This is a genomic window from Coprococcus eutactus (assembly GCF_001404675.1).
Taxonomy (GTDB): Bacteria; Bacillota; Clostridia; order Lachnospirales; family Lachnospiraceae; genus Coprococcus; species Coprococcus aceti.
In genome coordinates this window covers 72243-88003 of the sequence record NZ_CYXU01000006.1, presented here as the reverse complement: position 1 = coordinate 88003, position 15761 = coordinate 72243, and the positions used below count along the sequence as shown (strand labels likewise).

The window sequence follows — 15761 nt, the reverse complement described above, 5'->3', positions numbered from 1 at the left end:
AACCATAGGAGGTTTAGGCTAATGGCTAAGCAGGCAACTAAAAAAGTGGCTAAGAAGCGTGTCAGAAAGAGCGTACAGCACGGACAGGCTCATATTCAGTCATCTTTCAATAATACAATTGTTACATTAACAGACGCTGAAGGCAATGCGCTTTCATGGGCAAGCGCTGGTGGATTAGGATTTAAGGGTTCTAAGAAGTCAACTCCATATGCTGCTCAGATGGCTGCAGAGACAGCCGCAAAGGCTGCTGCACCTTACGGACTCAAGACAATCGACGTATTTGTCAAGGGACCAGGTTCAGGAAGAGAGGCTGCAATTCGTGCACTCTCAGCATGTGGTATAGATGTAGTTAGTATCAAGGATGTTACTCCGGTTCCACATAACGGATGTCGTCCACCAAAGAGAAGAAGAGTTTAATTAGAGGAGGTACAAACAAGATGGCAGTAGATAGAACCCCAGTTCTTAAGAGATGCAGATCTTTAGGCATGGAGCCAATGTATCTCGGAATAGACAAGAAGTCAAACAGAAGACCAAACAGATCAAATAGAAAGCAGAGCGAGTATGGACTTCAGCTCCGCGAGAAGCAGAAGGCTAAGTTCATTTATGGTGTACTTGAGAAGCCTTTCCGTAACCTTTATGCAAAGGCTGAGCAGCAGAAGGGATTAACAGGTCCTAACCTCATGACATTACTTGAGCTTAGACTTGACAACATCATCTTCAGATTAGGCTTTGCAAGAACAAGAAGAGAGGCTAGACAGATCGTAGATCACAAGCACGTACTTGTAAATGGCAAGTGTGTAAACATCCCTTCATACTCAGTTAAGCCAGGCGATAAGATCGAGATCAGAGAGAAGAGCAAGTCTCTTCAGAGATACAAGGATATCATGGCTGCAACAGAGGGTGTTCTCGTACCAGGTTGGTTAACAGCAGACAGAGATAACCTCGCAGGTGAAGTTGTAGAGAAGCCAAGCAGAGAGCAGATCGATGTTCCTGTAAATGAGACTCTCATCGTCGAGTTATATTCTAAGTAAGATTTGTTCTTTATTTATACATTTTGTAACTTGGAGTGTAGCATTTTAAAACCCGTAAAGGAGGGGCTTAGATGTTTGAGTTTGAAAAACCAAAAATCGAGATCGTTGAGACTTCAGATGACAACAAATATGGCAAGTTTGTAATCGAGCCTTTAGAGAGAGGTTACGGTATAACACTTGGTAACTCACTTAGAAGAATAATGCTTTCTTCATTACCAGGTACCGCTGTAAGCCACGTTAAGATAAAGGGTGTTTTACACGAGTTCAGCTCAATACCAGGTGTAAAAGAGGATGTTACTGAGATAATAATGAACATCAAGAATGTCGTTATCAAGAATAACTCAGATACATTTGAGCCAAAGCAGGCATACATCGATGTTGTTGGTGAGCGCGTTGTTAAGGCAGGAGATATCAAGGTTGACGGAGATATAGAGATTGTAAATCCTGATCTTGTAATCGCAAACCTTAGTGGTCCGGACGCAAAGCTTGAGATGGAGCTTACAATTGTCAACGGACGTGGATATGTAAGCCTTGACAAGAACAAGGAAGCAGATGCACCAATTGATGTCATCGCTATTGACTCAATCTTCACCCCTGTTGAAAGAGTAAACCTTACAGTTCAGAATACACGTGTTGGTCAGGTTACTGACTATGATAAGTTAACTCTTGATGTATATACAAACGGAGCTCTTGCTCCAGATGAGGCAGTAAGTCTTGCTGCAAATCTTCTGGTAGAGCACTTGAAGCTGTTCGTAGATTTATCAGAGAACGCACGTCTTGTAGATGTTATGGTTGAGAGCACAACAGACGAGAAGGAAAAGGTTCTTGAGATGAATATCGATGAGCTCGAGTTATCAGTTCGTTCATACAACTGTTTGAAGAGAGCTGGCATCAACACAGTTCAGGAACTTATAAACAAGACACCAGAGGATATGATGAAGGTTCGTAACCTTGGTCGTAAGTCACTGGATGAAGTATTAGCTAAGCTTAAGGAGTTAGGCTTATCACTTAATCAGAACGAGGACTAATAGCAGTTCCCGTATACCACTCAAGCTGAATAATAGTAAGCACAGTGAAGACCCGCAAAGGGTATAGGAGGATAATTAAAATGGCAAAGTATAGAAAGCTTGGAAAAGCAAGCGCACAGAGAAACGCATTACTTCGTAACCAGGTAACTCAGTTACTGTATCATGGAAAGATCAAGACAACAGAGGCAAGAGCTAAGGAAGTTGTTAAGATCGCAGAGAAGCTCATCACTTTAGCAGTTGCTGAGAAGGACAACTACGATGAGGTTACAGTTCAGGCTAAGGTTGCTAAGAAGGATAAAGATGGCAAGAGAATCAAGGAAGTTGTAGACGGTAAGAAGGTTACAGTATACGACACAGTTGAGAAGACAGTTAAGAAGGATCAGCCTTCAAGACTTCATGCCAGAAGAGAGATGCTCAAGGTTTTATATCCAGTTGTTGAAGTTCCTACAGATGCTGCTGGTAAGAAGGCCGGTACTAAGAAGATCGACTTAACACAGAAGTTATTCGATGAGTATGGTACAAAGTACGCAGGACGTAAGGGTGGTTACACAAGAATCATCAAGATCGGTCAGCGTAAGGGTGATCAGGCTCTTGAGGTTATTCTCGAGTTAGTATAATCGATTGATATTATACAGATAAATAAACAGGGCTGCAGTACATAGACGTATTAGTTTACGTTCGTGTACGGCGGCCCTGTTTTTTAATAAAATTTAGTGAAATATAGAGATTTCATTGATATAGATTGGAAAGATTATGAGCTTCATAAATGTAAAAGGACTATCTCATAAATTTAATATAAAGGACAAAGACGGCAATAAGATAGGGGAGAACTGGGCAATAAAGGATGTAGATTTTCTTGCCGACAAGGGGGAGATAATCGCGATCCTTGGCAGAAACGGTTCAGGAAAGTCTACGTTTGCAAGACATTTGAATGGACTGCTTGCACCGCATGAGGGTTCGATAGTCATAGGTGGAAAAGACATGGCGGAGATGGGAGAGCTTACATCCGTCAGACGACAGGTAGGAATGGTGTTTCAAAATCCCGATAACCAGATAGTCGGCAACACCCTCGCTGAGGATATAGGATTTGGGCTGGAGAATCTTGGCGTCTCCAGCGAAGATATATGGAAGAAGATAGATGAGATGCTGGAGCTCACAGGGCTCACAGCCTATAAGTATGCCAATACGTCAAGAATAAGCGGTGGACAGAAACAGCGGCTTGCAATCGCATCGTCCATGGCGATGACTCCGGATTGTATAGTGCTAGACGAGGCGACATCCATGCTTGACCCGCAGGGAGCAAAGGATATGCTGGAGCTTGTGCAGAGATTGAACAAAGAAAAGAAAATAACCGTAATAATGGTGACTCACAGGATAGCTGAGGCACTTATGGCGGATAAAGTATACATATTGGATAATAGCAGGATCGTGGCAGAGGGTACACCTGGAGATGTATTCACAGATGTTGACCGGCTTAAGAGCTATGGACTGGAGATACCGGTTGATATGAAGCGAAGGGCCGGAATACCGATCGATATCTGCTATAAATATAAGAACAGGCATATGGATATAAGCAGCGATATGAACAATGCGCAGAGTAATCATGCTGAGGATGAGAAGACTGCAGATAATTCAGAAAAATGTATAGTTGAGCTTCAGAATGTATCATATTCGTATGTGAATGGAAATGAGTCATTTCAGGCGCTTTCTGATATAAACATCAAGATATATGAAGGACAGGTTGTCGCTGTAATAGGGCAGACCGGCTCGGGAAAGAGTACACTGCTTCAAATGATAAATAAGCTGATAGTTCCACAGAGTGGCAAGGTATATCTGTATGATACGGATGTGCAGAGTGTAAGAAATATCAAGGATATCCGCAGGAGGATAGGGTATGTATTTCAGTTCCCTGAGTCCCAGTTGTTTGAGAATACGGTGCTCAAGGATGTAATGTATGGCCCGATAAACTTTGGAATGTCAAAGAGAGAGGCTGAGGATGCTGCCAGAAAGGCGCTTGAGTTGGTGGGAGTACCGGAGAAATATGCGGAGTATTCTCCATTCGAATTGTCCGGTGGTTTGAAAAAGAGGGTGGCAATAGCGGGAATACTGGCATATGAGCCAGACGTATTGATCCTTGATGAGCCTGCATGCGGGCTTGACGGAGAGAGCCGGGAGCAGTTATGGAATCTCGTCAGAAAGCTCAACAGAGAGAAAAATGTGACGATCATACTGGTATCCCACGACATGGAGGATGTGTATGAGATGTCAGAGAGGATTCTTCTTATGGAGCATGGAAGGATAGTGTATGATGGAGGGACAGGTGAGTTTTTTGAGGACAGGAGCTTACTTGAGCGGTACGGTATAGATGTTTCCGGGTGCCCGGAATAGGAGATTTACTATGATACGAGATATTACAATAGGACAATATTACAGTGGCAATTCTGTGATACATAGAATGGATCCGAGAACAAAGCTTGCAATAACATTTCTATATGCCATATCGCTGTTTCTTTGCAAGGACTGGATCATGATACTTGCCGCAACGGCATTCCTCTGTATATATGTGGCGGTGAGCAGGGTGCCGATAACATACATTTGCAGGGGACTGAAGGTCATATGGATGTTTATTCTGTTTACAGCAATATTCAGCGTGTTCAACGGGGACGGACGGGTACTTTGGAGCTGGCACAGACTTCGCATAACAGATAACAGTGTGATGACTACGGTGCTTGTGGTTATACGCCTTGTATACCTCATAATAGGCTCATCTGTCATGACGTACACTACAAGACCGATGAATCTGGCAAATGGACTGGAGAGCAGTCTGGGATTCTTGAAGAAAATAAAGGTTCCGGTGTCTGATATGGCCATGATGCTTATGATCGCATTGCGATTTATCCCGATATTTATGGAGGAGCTGGATAAGATCATGAAGGCACAGCTTTCCAGAGGTGCGGACTTCGAGAGTGGCAATATATTCAAGAGGATAAAGAGTTATGTACCTGTATTTGTACCATTATTTGTATCGGCGATAAGGAGGGCCACAGATCTTGCCCAGGCCATGGATGCCAGATGTTTTGACGGCAGCGAAGGCAGGAGCCGCATGAATCCGTTAAAATACAGTGGAACAGACTATGTAAGTTATGCTATAGTGTTGGTGTATCTGGGATGCATGATAGTATACAGATGTGTGATGTAGGAAATCCTGCAATCTTATTTCGGGATACATGCGCACTTCGGGATCAAAAGTCGTTTGTATATAGATTTGTTTTAAACATTACAGAGTCAATGACGATCGGGCTTGATTAAGAATTGGAGCGTAATTCAGATACATCGATAATATAGAAAAGGATACGGATGTGTCAGATACATCCCTAGTATGAATATGAAGAGAGTAAAATTGATCGTAGCCTACGATGGAACAAATTATTGTGGATGGCAGGTTCAGATAAATGGAATAACGGTTGAGGAAGTCCTGAATAAGACACTCAGCGAGCTTTGTCATGAGGATATAAAGGTTATAGGAGCCAGCAGAACGGATTCCGGTGTACATGCACTGGGAAATGTGGCGGTGTTCGACACTGAATCAGGAATACCTGGAGAGAAGTTTTCATTTGCGCTTAATCAGCGGCTCCCGGAAGACATAAGGATACAGGAGTCATGCCAGGTGGCTGACGATTTTCATCCGAGATACTGTGACACGATCAAGACATATGAATACAAGATATTAAACAGAAGATTTGATATGCCGACGGAGCGTCTTTACTCGACATTCGTCTATTATCCACTTGATATAGATAAGATGAAGCGGGCTGCGGTAGTGCTGGTTGGGGAGCATGATTTCAAGAGCTTCTGTTCATCAAGGTCTCAGGTGGAGAATACAGTCCGTACAATAACAGATATAACCATAGACAAGGCGGGCGACATGATACATATAAGGATCAGTGGCAATGGTTTCCTGTACAATATGGTCCGCATCATAGTGGGAACTTTGATGAAGATAGGTCTTGGAATCTGGCCAGAGGATTGTATGGAGTCAATACTTGAGGCTAAGGATAGGACGAAAGCTGGTCCGAAAGCCGAGGCCAAGGGGCTTACTCTTGTGGAGATAAAATATCTGTAGACGTATAATATTTGCCAGAATAAGATAAAATTGCTGATAATGTGTTGGCAGTTCACAAAACAGCGTGGTTATATTCTGTATATTATAACTTGGAAAAGTGGACTTGAAATAATCTAGAAATAAGAATGAAAAGTGGAAAACATCTAGCAAAACAGTGAAAAATAGATGAAAAACATTGTGTGAAATGCACAAAAAATAATGAAAACAAGAGCCAATCATGTTATAATTACATTGAAATGCTGCTACATGACGGATATGTCAGGAATTGTTTCGAAGTGTTCGGAATATTTCAAGGTGTTTCAGTGAAGATAACATGATTGTTTTTTTTATTTTGATTTTAGGAGGGCAAACAATGGCAAGATTTACGTTACCAAGAGATCTGTATCACGGAAAAGGTGCTTTGGAGGCACTCAAGACATTCAAGGGTAAGAGAGCTATGGTCTGTGTTGGAGGCGGATCCATGAAAAGATTTGGATTCCTTGACAGGGCAGTTCAGTACCTTGAGGAAGCTGGAATGGAAGTTAAGTTATTTGAGGGAATTGAGCCAGATCCTTCAGTAGAGACGGTTATGAAGGGTGCAGCAGCCATGCTTGAATTTGAGCCAGACTGGATAGTGGCCATCGGCGGTGGTTCACCTATAGATGCAGCAAAGGCTATGTGGATAAAGTATGAGTATCCAGATGCGACATTTGAGGACATGTGCAAGGTGTTTGGAATTCCGGAGCTCAGAAAGAAAGCTCATTTCTGTGCTATTTCTTCAACATCAGGAACTGCAACAGAGGTTACAGCATTCTCGATCATCACAGATTATGAGAAGGGAATCAAGTATCCGATAGCTGATTTTGAGATCACACCGGATGTTGCGATCGTAGATCCTGAGCTGGCAGAGACCATGCCTCAGAAGCTGGTTGCTCACACAGGTATGGATGCCATGACACATGCAATCGAGGCTTATGTATCGACAGCAAACTGCGATTTTACAGATCCACTGGCACTTCATGCGATCAAGATGATCCAGAATGATCTGGTTGGATCATATAACGGAGACATGGAGAAGCGTGACGCAATGCATAATGCGCAGTGCCTGGCAGGTATGGCATTTTCAAATGCACTGCTTGGAATCGTACATTCAATGGCACACAAGACCGGAGCAGCATTTGCCGATTACGGTGCACATATCATCCACGGAGCAGCAAATGCGATGTATCTCCCGAAGGTTATCGCTTTTAATGCAAAGGATGAGACAGCAAAGATTCGTTACGGCGAGATAGCAGACTTCATGGGCCTTGGCGGAGAGACACTCGACGAGAAGGTAGCTCTTCTCATCGCATATCTGCGCAAGATGAATGACGAGCTGAACATACCTCACTGTATCAAGAATTATGGACCTGACAGCTATCCATGTGAGCAGGGCTTTGTTCCGGAGGATGTATTCCTTGAGAGACTTCCTGAGATCGCTGCAAATGCGATACTTGATGCATGTACAGGCTCCAACCCAAGACAGCCAAGCCAGGAGGAGATGGAGAAGCTCCTGAAGTGCTGCTACTATGACACAGAGGTGGATTTCTAAATAAAAGATAGTATTTACAGACAGAAGAATGAATGATAATATGGTATCCGGCGGTGCACATGTATCGCCGGATATTTTTGTTGGAAAAAATAGTTGACAACAAAATGTAATTATAATATACTTGCAAAGTATGCGAAGTTTATAAGTGCGTTTCGAACCAATGCCCCGGTAAGGAATGTGCTGAATATACATTAGTAAAGAAGATTATAAAAGAATAATTTAGGAGGTACCACGATGAAGAGCTTTATGGCAAGCCCATCAACAATAGAGAGAAAGTGGTATGTAGTTGACGCTACAGGACATACTTTAGGTCGTCTTGCATCAGAGATCGCAAGCATTTTAAGAGGAAAGAACAAGCCAACATATACACCACACATTGATACAGGTGATTATGTAATAGTAGTAAACGCTGACAAGATCCAGGTAACTGGTAAGAAGTTAGATCAGAAGGTATACTACAACCACTCAGATTATGTAGGTGGTATGAAAGAGACAACTCTTCGTGAGAAGATGGCTAAGAAGCCAGAGGATGTTATCTACCTTGCAGTTAAGGGAATGCTTCCAAAGGGACCACTTGGCAGAGAGATGATCACAAAGCTTCACGTATACGCTGGTGCAGATCACAAGCATCAGGCACAGAAGCCAGAAGTATTAGAGATTAAGTACTAAGAAGGAGGAGATTAACAGATGGCTAAGACAACAAAGTTCTATGGAACAGGAAGAAGAAAAAGCAGTATCGCCAGAGTTTACATCACTCCAGGTACTGGTAAGATCGTTATAAACAAGAAGGATATGGATGAGTACTTTGGCCTTGATACACTCAAGGTTATCGTAAAGCAGCCACTCGTTGCTACAGGCACAGAGGGTAAGTACGATGTACTCGTTAACGTATGTGGTGGTGGTTTCACAGGTCAGGCTGGAGCTATCAGACATGGTATTTCAAGAGCACTCCTTGAGGTTGATGCTGAGTACAGACCAATCCTTAAGAAGGCTGGATACCTTACAAGAGATCCAAGAATGAAGGAGAGAAAGAAGTACGGTCTCAAGGCCGCTCGTCGTGCTCCACAGTTCTCAAAGAGATAATTATATATCATTTCAGATATATCAAGAACCCGCAGAAGTCCAACGCTTTTGTGGGTTCTTTTTTTCAGAACTTTTGAGATTCAGATTAGGAGGAACAAAAGATATGGTGACATTATTGTCGAAGTTGTGGATCAAATCAGATAATTATAAGGATAGCAAGGTGAGGGAGAAATATGGTGTTCTTTGCGGAGCTGTTGGTATATTTTTGAATGTATTATTGTTTCTGGGAAAATTCTTCGCTGGATTACTTTCGGGTGCTATCTCGATCACGGCGGATGCGTTCAACAATTTATCAGATGCAGGAAGCTCGTTTATATCTATGATAGGCTTTAAGTTATCTGGCAGAAAACCGGACCCGGATCATCCGTTTGGACATGGAAGAATAGAGTATATATCAGGCTTATTTGTAGCAGTCATGATCATATTGATGGCCTACGAGCTTATTAAAGATTCAATCGGAAAGATCCTACATCCGGAACTTCCAAAATTCAGCAGTCTAGTTGCCGTTATACTCGTTGTTTCAATTGGAGTAAAGATATATATGTATTTCTACAACAGGAGTATAGGCAGAAAGATAGAGAGTGCGACCATGATAGCGACGGCGAAAGACAGTTTATCTGATACATTTTCCACAATGGTTGTTCTTGCATCTGCACTTGCTGCTCATTTCTGGAAAATACCTATAGATGGATATTGCGGGTTATTGGTGGGCGTAATGATACTCATAGCTGGCATCACTGCAATGAAGGATACGGTCAGCCCATTGCTTGGTCAGGCACCGGAACCAGAGCTTGTGGATGAGATCGAGAAGATCGTGAGGTGTGATAAAAGGATCCTTGGTATTCATGATCTTGTGGTCCATGATTATGGACCTGGCAGACTTATGGTCAGCTTGCACGCAGAAGTTCCTTATAAGGAAGATATTCTTGAACTGCATGATCTGATCGATCAGATAGAATTCTCTCTCAGAAAAGAACTAAATTGTGAGCCTGTCATTCACATGGACCCGATAGTAGATGACGATGAGGAGACAAATGCTGTGAAAGCGCGGATCACTGAAATTATAGAATCACTTAATAAGGATAGCAGAAAAAATGAAAATGTTCAGTTTCACGACTTTAGAATGGTAAAGGGTTCAACACATTCCAATTTGATTTTTGATGTGGTTTTGCCACATGGATATCAAATGTCAGAAGAACAGATAATATCCTATATCAAGGAAAAAGTTAGTGAGTACAATAAAAATTACTATTGTGTGATACATATTGACAGAGCGTATGTAAAATAATTCCAGATGGTGAGCATCCTGATCACAGAAGAGTAAGACCTTCTGTGGTTATTATTATTACATAATATATTTACATGTTTTTTCATAATCTTAGATTTGACTTTACCATGATAAACTGTTACTATGTTACCGTGTTGTGCCCTAATAGGGCTGTATATCATGCAGATGCCCAGTGTAGTGTGTTTCATGCATCTGCCAAGTATATTTAAGTATATTTCAGGAGGAAAAAAGTATGAAAAAGTTATTATCACTGCTCTTAGTGGCAGCAATGGGACTTTCACTGGTTGGATGTGGCGGATCTGATAACGGATCTAAGAGTGAGTCAAAGAGTGATCTGGAGTATGTAAAGAATAAGGGAACTCTCGTTGTCGGCGTTACAGACTTCGCACCGATGGATTACAAGGATGAGTCAGGCAACTGGATCGGATTTGACGCGGATATGGCATCAGCATTTGCAGAGAGCCTTGGGGTAAAGGCAGAGTTCGTAGAGATAGATTGGGACAACAAGATCATGGAGCTTGACGGCAAGACCATCGACTGTGTATGGAATGGTATGACACTTACAGATGAGGTTACAAGCTCAATGGCATGTTCAGATGCATACTGCAACAATGCTCAGGTAGTTATCGTGCCAAATGATAAGGCAGACAAGTATCAGACAGTAGACAGCATCAAGGAGCTTACATTTGCTGTAGAGGCAGGAAGCGCAGGCGAGGATCAGGCCAAGGCGCTTGGTCTCAACTATACAGCGGTAAAGGCACAGGCAGATGCACTCATGGAAGTTGCAGCTGGAACATCAGATGCAGCAATCATTGATTCGCTTATGGCAGCAGCTATGGTTGGTGAGGGAACAGGTTATGACAAGCTCACATATACCGTAGGTCTCAACAGCGAGGAGTATGGCGTTGGCTTCAGAAAGGACTCAGATCTTGTAGCTGAGCTCAACAAGTTCTTTGCAGACAGTAAGGCTGACGGTTCAATGGAGAAGTGTGCTGAGACATATAAGGTACAGGCTGCACTTGCAAAGTAATAGATAAGATATAATTAGTATTTTTACCATCACTTAGAGAGAAAAATTATTATGGATTTGTTTTTTGAACAGCTCCCGGTCGTACTTGGAGCTCTTAATACAGGATTTATACAGACATTAAAATTGTTCTTCGTGACATTGCTCGGTGCATTTCCACTTGGACTTCTCATAGCACTCGGTTCCATGTCAAAGTTTAAACCGCTCAGCTATCTTATGAAGTTCATTGTATGGATAGTGAGAGGTACACCACTTATGATACAGCTGCTCATCATATATTATTTCCCGGGACTTGTATTCCACAACCCGGTATGGGGCGGCGGCGAAGGCGGAAGATTTGTAGCGGCATCGGTGTCATTCATAGTGAACTATGCCTGCTATTTCTCAGAGATTTACCGTGGAGGTATTCAGGGTATTCCTGTAGGACAGGAGGAGGCCGGACTTGTGCTTGGCATGACTCCAAAGCAGATATTCTTCAAGGTCAAGCTTTTGCAGATGATAAAGAAGATAGTTCCGGCGATGTCCAACGAGATCATAACTCTGGTCAAGGATACGTCCCTTGCCCGTATCATCGCACTTCAGGAGATAATCTGGGCAGGACAGGCATTCATGAAGGGTTCACAGGGAATCTCTGGTGCGATATGGCCACTCTTCTTCTGCGCATTCTACTATCTGATATGGAATGGCGTACTCACAGTTTTACTTGGCAAATTAGAGAAGAAACTTGATTTTTTTAGATAGGAGGAGCCGCAATGAACGCAGTTCATACTCGGAATCGGCTCCGACGACCTGCCCCGCTGCGGAGCAGAGGGGCGATACATATTAGATAGGAGGAGCCGCAATGAACGCAGTTCATACTCGGAATCGGCTCTGACAACCTGCCCCGCTGCGGAGCAGAGGGGCGATACATATTAAATAGGAGGAGCCGCAAATGGCTATATTAGAGGTTGAACATATAAAAAAGAAGTTTGGCAAGACAGATGTGCTCAAGGATATAAGCTTTTCTCTGGAGCAGGGCGAGGTCCTTTCTATCATAGGATCATCAGGAAGTGGAAAGACAACACTTCTTCGCTGTTTGAACTTTCTGGAGATGCCGGATAACGGAGTAATCCGTGTAAAAGATGAGATCCTGCTTGATACAGACAAGCCGGAAACCCTTAAGGAGTCGGAGGTGCGCAAGAAGAGACTGCATTTTGGACTGGTGTTCCAGTCATTTAATCTTTTCCCGCAGTACACGGCACTTCAGAACGTGATGCTCGCAAGAGAGCTTCTGGCAAAGGAGAGACCGGATTTCAAAGTAAACAAGAAGAATATACTCGACGAGATAAGAGTCCAGGCAGAGGAACTTCTCCGCCAGATGGGACTTGAGGAAAGAATGAACAACTATCCTCACCAGCTTTCAGGCGGACAGTGCCAGCGAGTTGCTATAGCAAGGGCGCTTGCGTTGCAGCCGGACATCCTGTGTTTCGATGAGCCTACATCGGCTCTTGATCCGGAGCTCACAGGAGAGGTACTTAAGGTTCTCAGAAACCTTGCAGACAAAAAGACAACCATGATAATTGTTACCCATGAGATGGCATTTGCAAAGGATGTTGCAAGTCAGGTCATATTCATGGATGATGGATATATACTTGAGCAGGGAAGACCTGACCAGGTATTTGACAATCCGAAGATGGAGAGGACAAAACAGTTCCTTTCATCGTATTCATAAAGAATGTATATGATCCCGGAGTATCGACAGGAGTCGATATTTCGGGATTTTTTTTATGGAGTTGATGACTATATCACAAAGCCGTTTGATCTGGATGAGCTGCTTGTCAGGGTGGAATCCGTTCTTGGACGATGCGATAGAGACTGTAGACGTGGACGTGGCGGCACTCTGACATAGATTCGGACGATGAGATAGATGTGGATATGATATTCGATGCGTTCTGCCGTGGAAAGTCCAGACAGAAGGAGGGCGCAGGGCTGGGACTTTACATAGTAAGGTGCCTTGCAGACAAGCTGGGACATGAGGTGAGCGCGGAGGTTGCCGGCGAGGTATTTACTATAAATATATCTATGTCGACTGACCGAGATTAAAAATAACTTGGTCATGGCAATGTATTATGGCATGTGTATGAAAAATTAATACAGAAACAGCAAAGACACTAAATGCCGCTTGCCCAATATCAGACGGGCAGGCAGAATTTGGTGTCTTTTTTGATGGAGGACAGAAGCATGCTAAAAACAATGGGACAATAAATCCGGCAATGCGTTCTACCTCATGTCACATGAAAACATATCAGCAATCCATTCCCATAGCCCTGGCTTTGGTGGTCTGTGTCTCTCCCCTGGGATGATGTGGTGGGGCGTATATGGATGAGAGTTTCAGTGGATTATTGCCAATGTTGATGATGTTGTGCCATGTGCCGGCTGGTATACAGACGCATTCTCCTGCACAAAGATTCTGACGGAAGCACAGTTCGTTTGGGCAGCAGCCCATTCTGACTGAACACTGTCCCTGTTCGATCCGGATGATCTGATCGGTATTATCATGGATTTCCAAACCTACGTCTGAGCAGGCAGGTATACACATGACTGTCATCTGCATGAAACAGCCGGTCCACACGGTTTCGCGGTAATTGTGGTTCTGTAACGCTTTATCCCGGAGGTCTATAGTGCAGATGTTGTCACGACAGTCAGGTCTGTTCGGAGAACAATGGTTGTTGCATTTCATAGGATAGTCCTTTCAGATTTAATAGTTCTATTTATAGTATTCAGAAAGGATAGAATATGACAAAAATTATACATTTTTATGTAACCTGGATTGTGAGCTATGTGAAAAAATGCAAAAAGTGATAAAAAAATTGAAAATAGTATTGACATTTTGTACATAAACAACTAATATAAGATATATCAAATGGAAACGGTTCCAAAAACGTTTCCGAAAAAACAAAGTAACCATTAAGCAGCTCGTATAAGAGATGACTGAAGGAAAAATTTTTATTATTTTATGGGAGGAACCAATATGAACAAGAAAGGTATTGCGGCACTTGGACTGTCACTTATGATGGCAGGTACCATGTTGACAGGATGTGGCTCAGGAGATTCAGATGGAGCGGGAAAGAAGGCAGATGCAAAGGGCTCTGTATATTATCTGAACTTCAAGCCGGAGCAGGATGCACAGTGGCAGGAGCTTGCTAAGGTGTACACAGAGAAGACAGGCGTTGATGTTACGGTAGTTACAGCAGCTTCTGGTCAGTATGAGACTACTCTTAAGAGTGAGATGGGTAAGTCAGAATCACCTACCCTGTTCCAGGTAAATGGACCGGTTGGTCTTGCTTCTTGGAAGGACTATTGTTATGATCTTGGATCATCACAGGTGTATAAAGAACTCACATCTGAGGACTTTGCACTTAAGGATGGCGATAAGGTCGCAGGAATCGGATATGTTATAGAGTCATACGGAATCATTTACAACAAAGAGCTTTTAAGCAAAGCTGGATACACAGAGGATGATATCAAATCATTTGCAGACCTCAAGAAGGTGGCAGAGGATATAACAGCTAACTCAGACAAATTAGGATTCTCAGCATTTACATCAGCTGGAATGGACGGATCATCAGATTGGAGATTCAAGACACATCTTGCAAATCTTCCAATCTACTATGAATACAAGGCTGATGGAATCGATACTACAGATGCGATCAAGGGTACATATCTTGATAATTACAGAAATGTATGGGATCTGTACATCAACAACTCAACAACCGATCCAAAGCAGCTCAGCACAAAGACTGGTGATGATGCGGTTGCAGAGTTTGTTTCAGGACAGGCAGTATTTTATCAGAATGGTACATGGGCATACTCAGATGTATCATCACTTGGCGATGACAACCTCGGAATGCTCCCTATCTATATCGGAGTAGATGGTGAGGAGAATCAGGGACTCTGTACAGGAAGTGAGAATTACTGGTGTGTAAATGCTAAGGCTTCAGAGGAAGATATCCAGGCAACTCTTGACTTCATGGAGTGGTGTGCTACAGATGATGTCGCACTTAAGGCAATCTGTGGTTCAGAGGGTGCTATGCCATCAGGAGCTGATGGAATGGGATTTGTAACACCATTCAAGAAGAACATTGAGTCAACAAACCTTCTTGTAAACATTGCAAATGAGTATGTAGCAGAGGGCAAGACACCTGTAAGCTGGAACTTCACAACAATGCCATCAGAGCAGTGGAAGAACGACCTCGGATCAGCACTTACAACATATGCGGCAGATCAGACAGATGCCAACTGGGATCTTGTAAAGAGCGCATTTGTAGATGGATGGGCTAAAGAGGCTGCTGCAGCAAAGTCAAAATAAAACATATTAACAAATAAACAATAGTACACAACCCAAAAATAAAAAACATCACAAAATAAACCCAACTTAAAATATGAATAAAGTCCTGCAAGCTGCAGGACACCAGGAAGGCTAACAGCTTTGCAAAGGCAGCTCATACCCGGAGGTGCCAGACTAGAGATGGATATGTATTCATATGCAAATATGTCTACATATCCATTTTTAGACTCAAAAGATATTGGAAAGAAAATTGATATGCAACAGAGTGGAGGTTATCAAAAAAA

At 42.9% G+C, this 15761-nt stretch carries 18 protein-coding genes; 17 read left to right on the top strand and 1 reads right to left on the bottom strand.

The annotated features are described in order from the left end of the window. Positions 1-21 precede the first annotated feature (21 nt). From rpsK to ARA78_RS13710, 16 genes are all read left to right on the top strand, one after another. Complete coding sequence (rpsK, locus tag ARA78_RS11415; RefSeq protein WP_004850165.1) at positions 22-417, top strand: 30S ribosomal protein S11; 396 nt, start codon at positions 22-24, stop codon at positions 415-417. A 20-nt stretch (positions 418-437) separates the two neighbouring features. Further along, on the top strand, positions 438-1031 hold the full coding sequence (rpsD, locus tag ARA78_RS11410) for a 30S ribosomal protein S4 (protein WP_015533799.1): 594 nt from the start codon (positions 438-440) through the stop codon (positions 1029-1031). 71 nt (positions 1032-1102) lie between these two features. Further along, the gene (locus tag ARA78_RS11405; RefSeq protein WP_015533800.1) at positions 1103-2059 is read left to right on the top strand and encodes a DNA-directed RNA polymerase subunit alpha; all 957 of its coding nucleotides are present in this window, start codon (positions 1103-1105) and stop codon (positions 2057-2059) included. 80 nt (positions 2060-2139) lie between these two features. Continuing rightward, a complete protein-coding gene (locus tag ARA78_RS11400) occupies positions 2140-2676 on the top strand; it encodes a bL17 family ribosomal protein (RefSeq protein ID WP_015533801.1) in 537 nt (178 codons plus the stop codon). 136 nt (positions 2677-2812) lie between these two features. Further along, on the top strand, positions 2813-4447 hold the full coding sequence (locus tag ARA78_RS11395; RefSeq protein ID WP_055273737.1) for an ABC transporter ATP-binding protein: 1635 nt from the start codon (positions 2813-2815) through the stop codon (positions 4445-4447). Positions 4448-4457: 10 nt separating this feature from the next. Beyond that, on the top strand, positions 4458-5258 hold the full coding sequence (locus ARA78_RS11390; RefSeq protein ID WP_015533803.1) for an energy-coupling factor transporter transmembrane component T family protein: 801 nt from the start codon (positions 4458-4460) through the stop codon (positions 5256-5258). A gap of 186 nt (positions 5259-5444) precedes the next feature. Beyond that, a complete protein-coding gene (truA, locus tag ARA78_RS11385) occupies positions 5445-6182 on the top strand; it encodes a tRNA pseudouridine(38-40) synthase TruA (RefSeq protein ID WP_055273783.1) in 738 nt (245 codons plus the stop codon). Between the two features lie 352 nt (positions 6183-6534). Then, positions 6535-7752 (top strand): iron-containing alcohol dehydrogenase, encoded by a 1218-nt coding sequence (locus ARA78_RS11380; protein WP_022216655.1) that lies wholly within the window; start codon positions 6535-6537, stop codon positions 7750-7752. Positions 7753-7986: 234 nt separating this feature from the next. Next, on the top strand, positions 7987-8421 hold the full coding sequence (gene rplM, locus ARA78_RS11375; RefSeq protein WP_004850178.1) for a 50S ribosomal protein L13: 435 nt from the start codon (positions 7987-7989) through the stop codon (positions 8419-8421). Between the two features lie 18 nt (positions 8422-8439). Further along, positions 8440-8835: a 30S ribosomal protein S9 gene (gene rpsI / locus ARA78_RS11370; RefSeq protein ID WP_004850181.1), complete on the top strand. Its 396-nt coding sequence runs from the start codon at positions 8440-8442 to the stop codon at positions 8833-8835. A 103-nt stretch (positions 8836-8938) separates the two neighbouring features. Then, entirely contained in the window at positions 8939-10123 is a 1185-nt protein-coding gene (locus tag ARA78_RS11365; RefSeq protein WP_055223152.1) for a cation diffusion facilitator family transporter, read from the top strand. A 232-nt stretch (positions 10124-10355) separates the two neighbouring features. Continuing rightward, on the top strand, positions 10356-11153 hold the full coding sequence (locus ARA78_RS11360; RefSeq protein ID WP_055223155.1) for a transporter substrate-binding domain-containing protein: 798 nt from the start codon (positions 10356-10358) through the stop codon (positions 11151-11153). Positions 11154-11204: 51 nt separating this feature from the next. Next, positions 11205-11891 carry an amino acid ABC transporter permease gene (locus ARA78_RS11355; protein WP_004850185.1) on the top strand — a complete coding sequence of 229 codons (687 nt, stop codon included), beginning with the start codon at positions 11205-11207 and terminating at the stop codon, positions 11889-11891. Between the two features lie 190 nt (positions 11892-12081). Then, positions 12082-12861 (top strand): amino acid ABC transporter ATP-binding protein, encoded by a 780-nt coding sequence (locus tag ARA78_RS11350; protein ID WP_055223157.1) that lies wholly within the window; start codon positions 12082-12084, stop codon positions 12859-12861. 3 nt (positions 12862-12864) lie between these two features. Next, positions 12865-13038, top strand: coding sequence for a hypothetical protein (locus tag ARA78_RS14325; protein WP_242849718.1), 174 nt, complete (start codon positions 12865-12867; stop codon positions 13036-13038). Between the two features lie 26 nt (positions 13039-13064). Beyond that, positions 13065-13232, top strand: a complete 168-nt coding sequence (locus ARA78_RS13710; RefSeq protein ID WP_022216657.1) for an ATP-binding protein — start codon at positions 13065-13067, stop codon at positions 13230-13232. A 202-nt stretch (positions 13233-13434) separates the two neighbouring features. Here ARA78_RS13710 and ARA78_RS13705 read toward each other — a convergent pair whose 3' ends face one another. Next, positions 13435-13869 (bottom strand): cupin domain-containing protein, encoded by a 435-nt coding sequence (locus ARA78_RS13705; RefSeq protein ID WP_238051488.1) that lies wholly within the window; start codon positions 13867-13869, stop codon positions 13435-13437. A 291-nt stretch (positions 13870-14160) separates the two neighbouring features. Here ARA78_RS13705 and ARA78_RS11345 point away from each other — a divergent pair, with 291 nt between their 5' ends. Continuing rightward, on the top strand, positions 14161-15498 hold the full coding sequence (locus ARA78_RS11345; RefSeq protein ID WP_055223160.1) for an ABC transporter substrate-binding protein: 1338 nt from the start codon (positions 14161-14163) through the stop codon (positions 15496-15498). The last annotated feature ends 263 nt before the right edge of the window (positions 15499-15761 follow it).

Excerpts from the sequence above, each read along its gene's own strand:
- ARA78_RS11380 (WP_022216655.1), top strand. The coding sequence starts at position 6,535 with ATGGCAAGATTTACGTTACCAAGAGATCTGTATCACGGAAAAGGTGCT.
- rplM (WP_004850178.1), top strand. The coding sequence starts at position 7,987 with ATGAAGAGCTTTATGGCAAGCCCATCAACAATAGAGAGAAAGTGGTAT.
- ARA78_RS11350 (WP_055223157.1), top strand. The coding sequence starts at position 12,082 with ATGGCTATATTAGAGGTTGAACATATAAAAAAGAAGTTTGGCAAGACA.
- ARA78_RS13710 (WP_022216657.1), top strand. The coding sequence starts at position 13,065 with ATGATATTCGATGCGTTCTGCCGTGGAAAGTCCAGACAGAAGGAGGGC.
- ARA78_RS11355 (WP_004850185.1), top strand. The coding sequence starts at position 11,205 with ATGGATTTGTTTTTTGAACAGCTCCCGGTCGTACTTGGAGCTCTTAAT.
- ARA78_RS11390 (WP_015533803.1), top strand. The coding sequence starts at position 4,458 with ATGATACGAGATATTACAATAGGACAATATTACAGTGGCAATTCTGTG.
- rpsI (WP_004850181.1), top strand. The coding sequence starts at position 8,440 with ATGGCTAAGACAACAAAGTTCTATGGAACAGGAAGAAGAAAAAGCAGT.
- ARA78_RS11360 (WP_055223155.1), top strand. The coding sequence starts at position 10,356 with ATGAAAAAGTTATTATCACTGCTCTTAGTGGCAGCAATGGGACTTTCA.
- ARA78_RS11395 (WP_055273737.1), top strand. The coding sequence starts at position 2,813 with ATGAGCTTCATAAATGTAAAAGGACTATCTCATAAATTTAATATAAAG.
- ARA78_RS11365 (WP_055223152.1), top strand. The coding sequence starts at position 8,939 with ATGGTGACATTATTGTCGAAGTTGTGGATCAAATCAGATAATTATAAG.
- truA (WP_055273783.1), top strand. The coding sequence starts at position 5,445 with ATGAAGAGAGTAAAATTGATCGTAGCCTACGATGGAACAAATTATTGT.
- ARA78_RS11400 (WP_015533801.1), top strand. The coding sequence starts at position 2,140 with ATGGCAAAGTATAGAAAGCTTGGAAAAGCAAGCGCACAGAGAAACGCA.
- rpsD (WP_015533799.1), top strand. The coding sequence starts at position 438 with ATGGCAGTAGATAGAACCCCAGTTCTTAAGAGATGCAGATCTTTAGGC.
- ARA78_RS11405 (WP_015533800.1), top strand. The coding sequence starts at position 1,103 with ATGTTTGAGTTTGAAAAACCAAAAATCGAGATCGTTGAGACTTCAGAT.
- ARA78_RS14325 (WP_242849718.1), top strand. The coding sequence starts at position 12,865 with ATGTATATGATCCCGGAGTATCGACAGGAGTCGATATTTCGGGATTTT.
- ARA78_RS11345 (WP_055223160.1), top strand. The coding sequence starts at position 14,161 with ATGAACAAGAAAGGTATTGCGGCACTTGGACTGTCACTTATGATGGCA.
- ARA78_RS13705 (WP_238051488.1), bottom strand. The coding sequence starts at position 13,869 with ATGAAATGCAACAACCATTGTTCTCCGAACAGACCTGACTGTCGTGAC.
- rpsK (WP_004850165.1), top strand. The coding sequence starts at position 22 with ATGGCTAAGCAGGCAACTAAAAAAGTGGCTAAGAAGCGTGTCAGAAAG.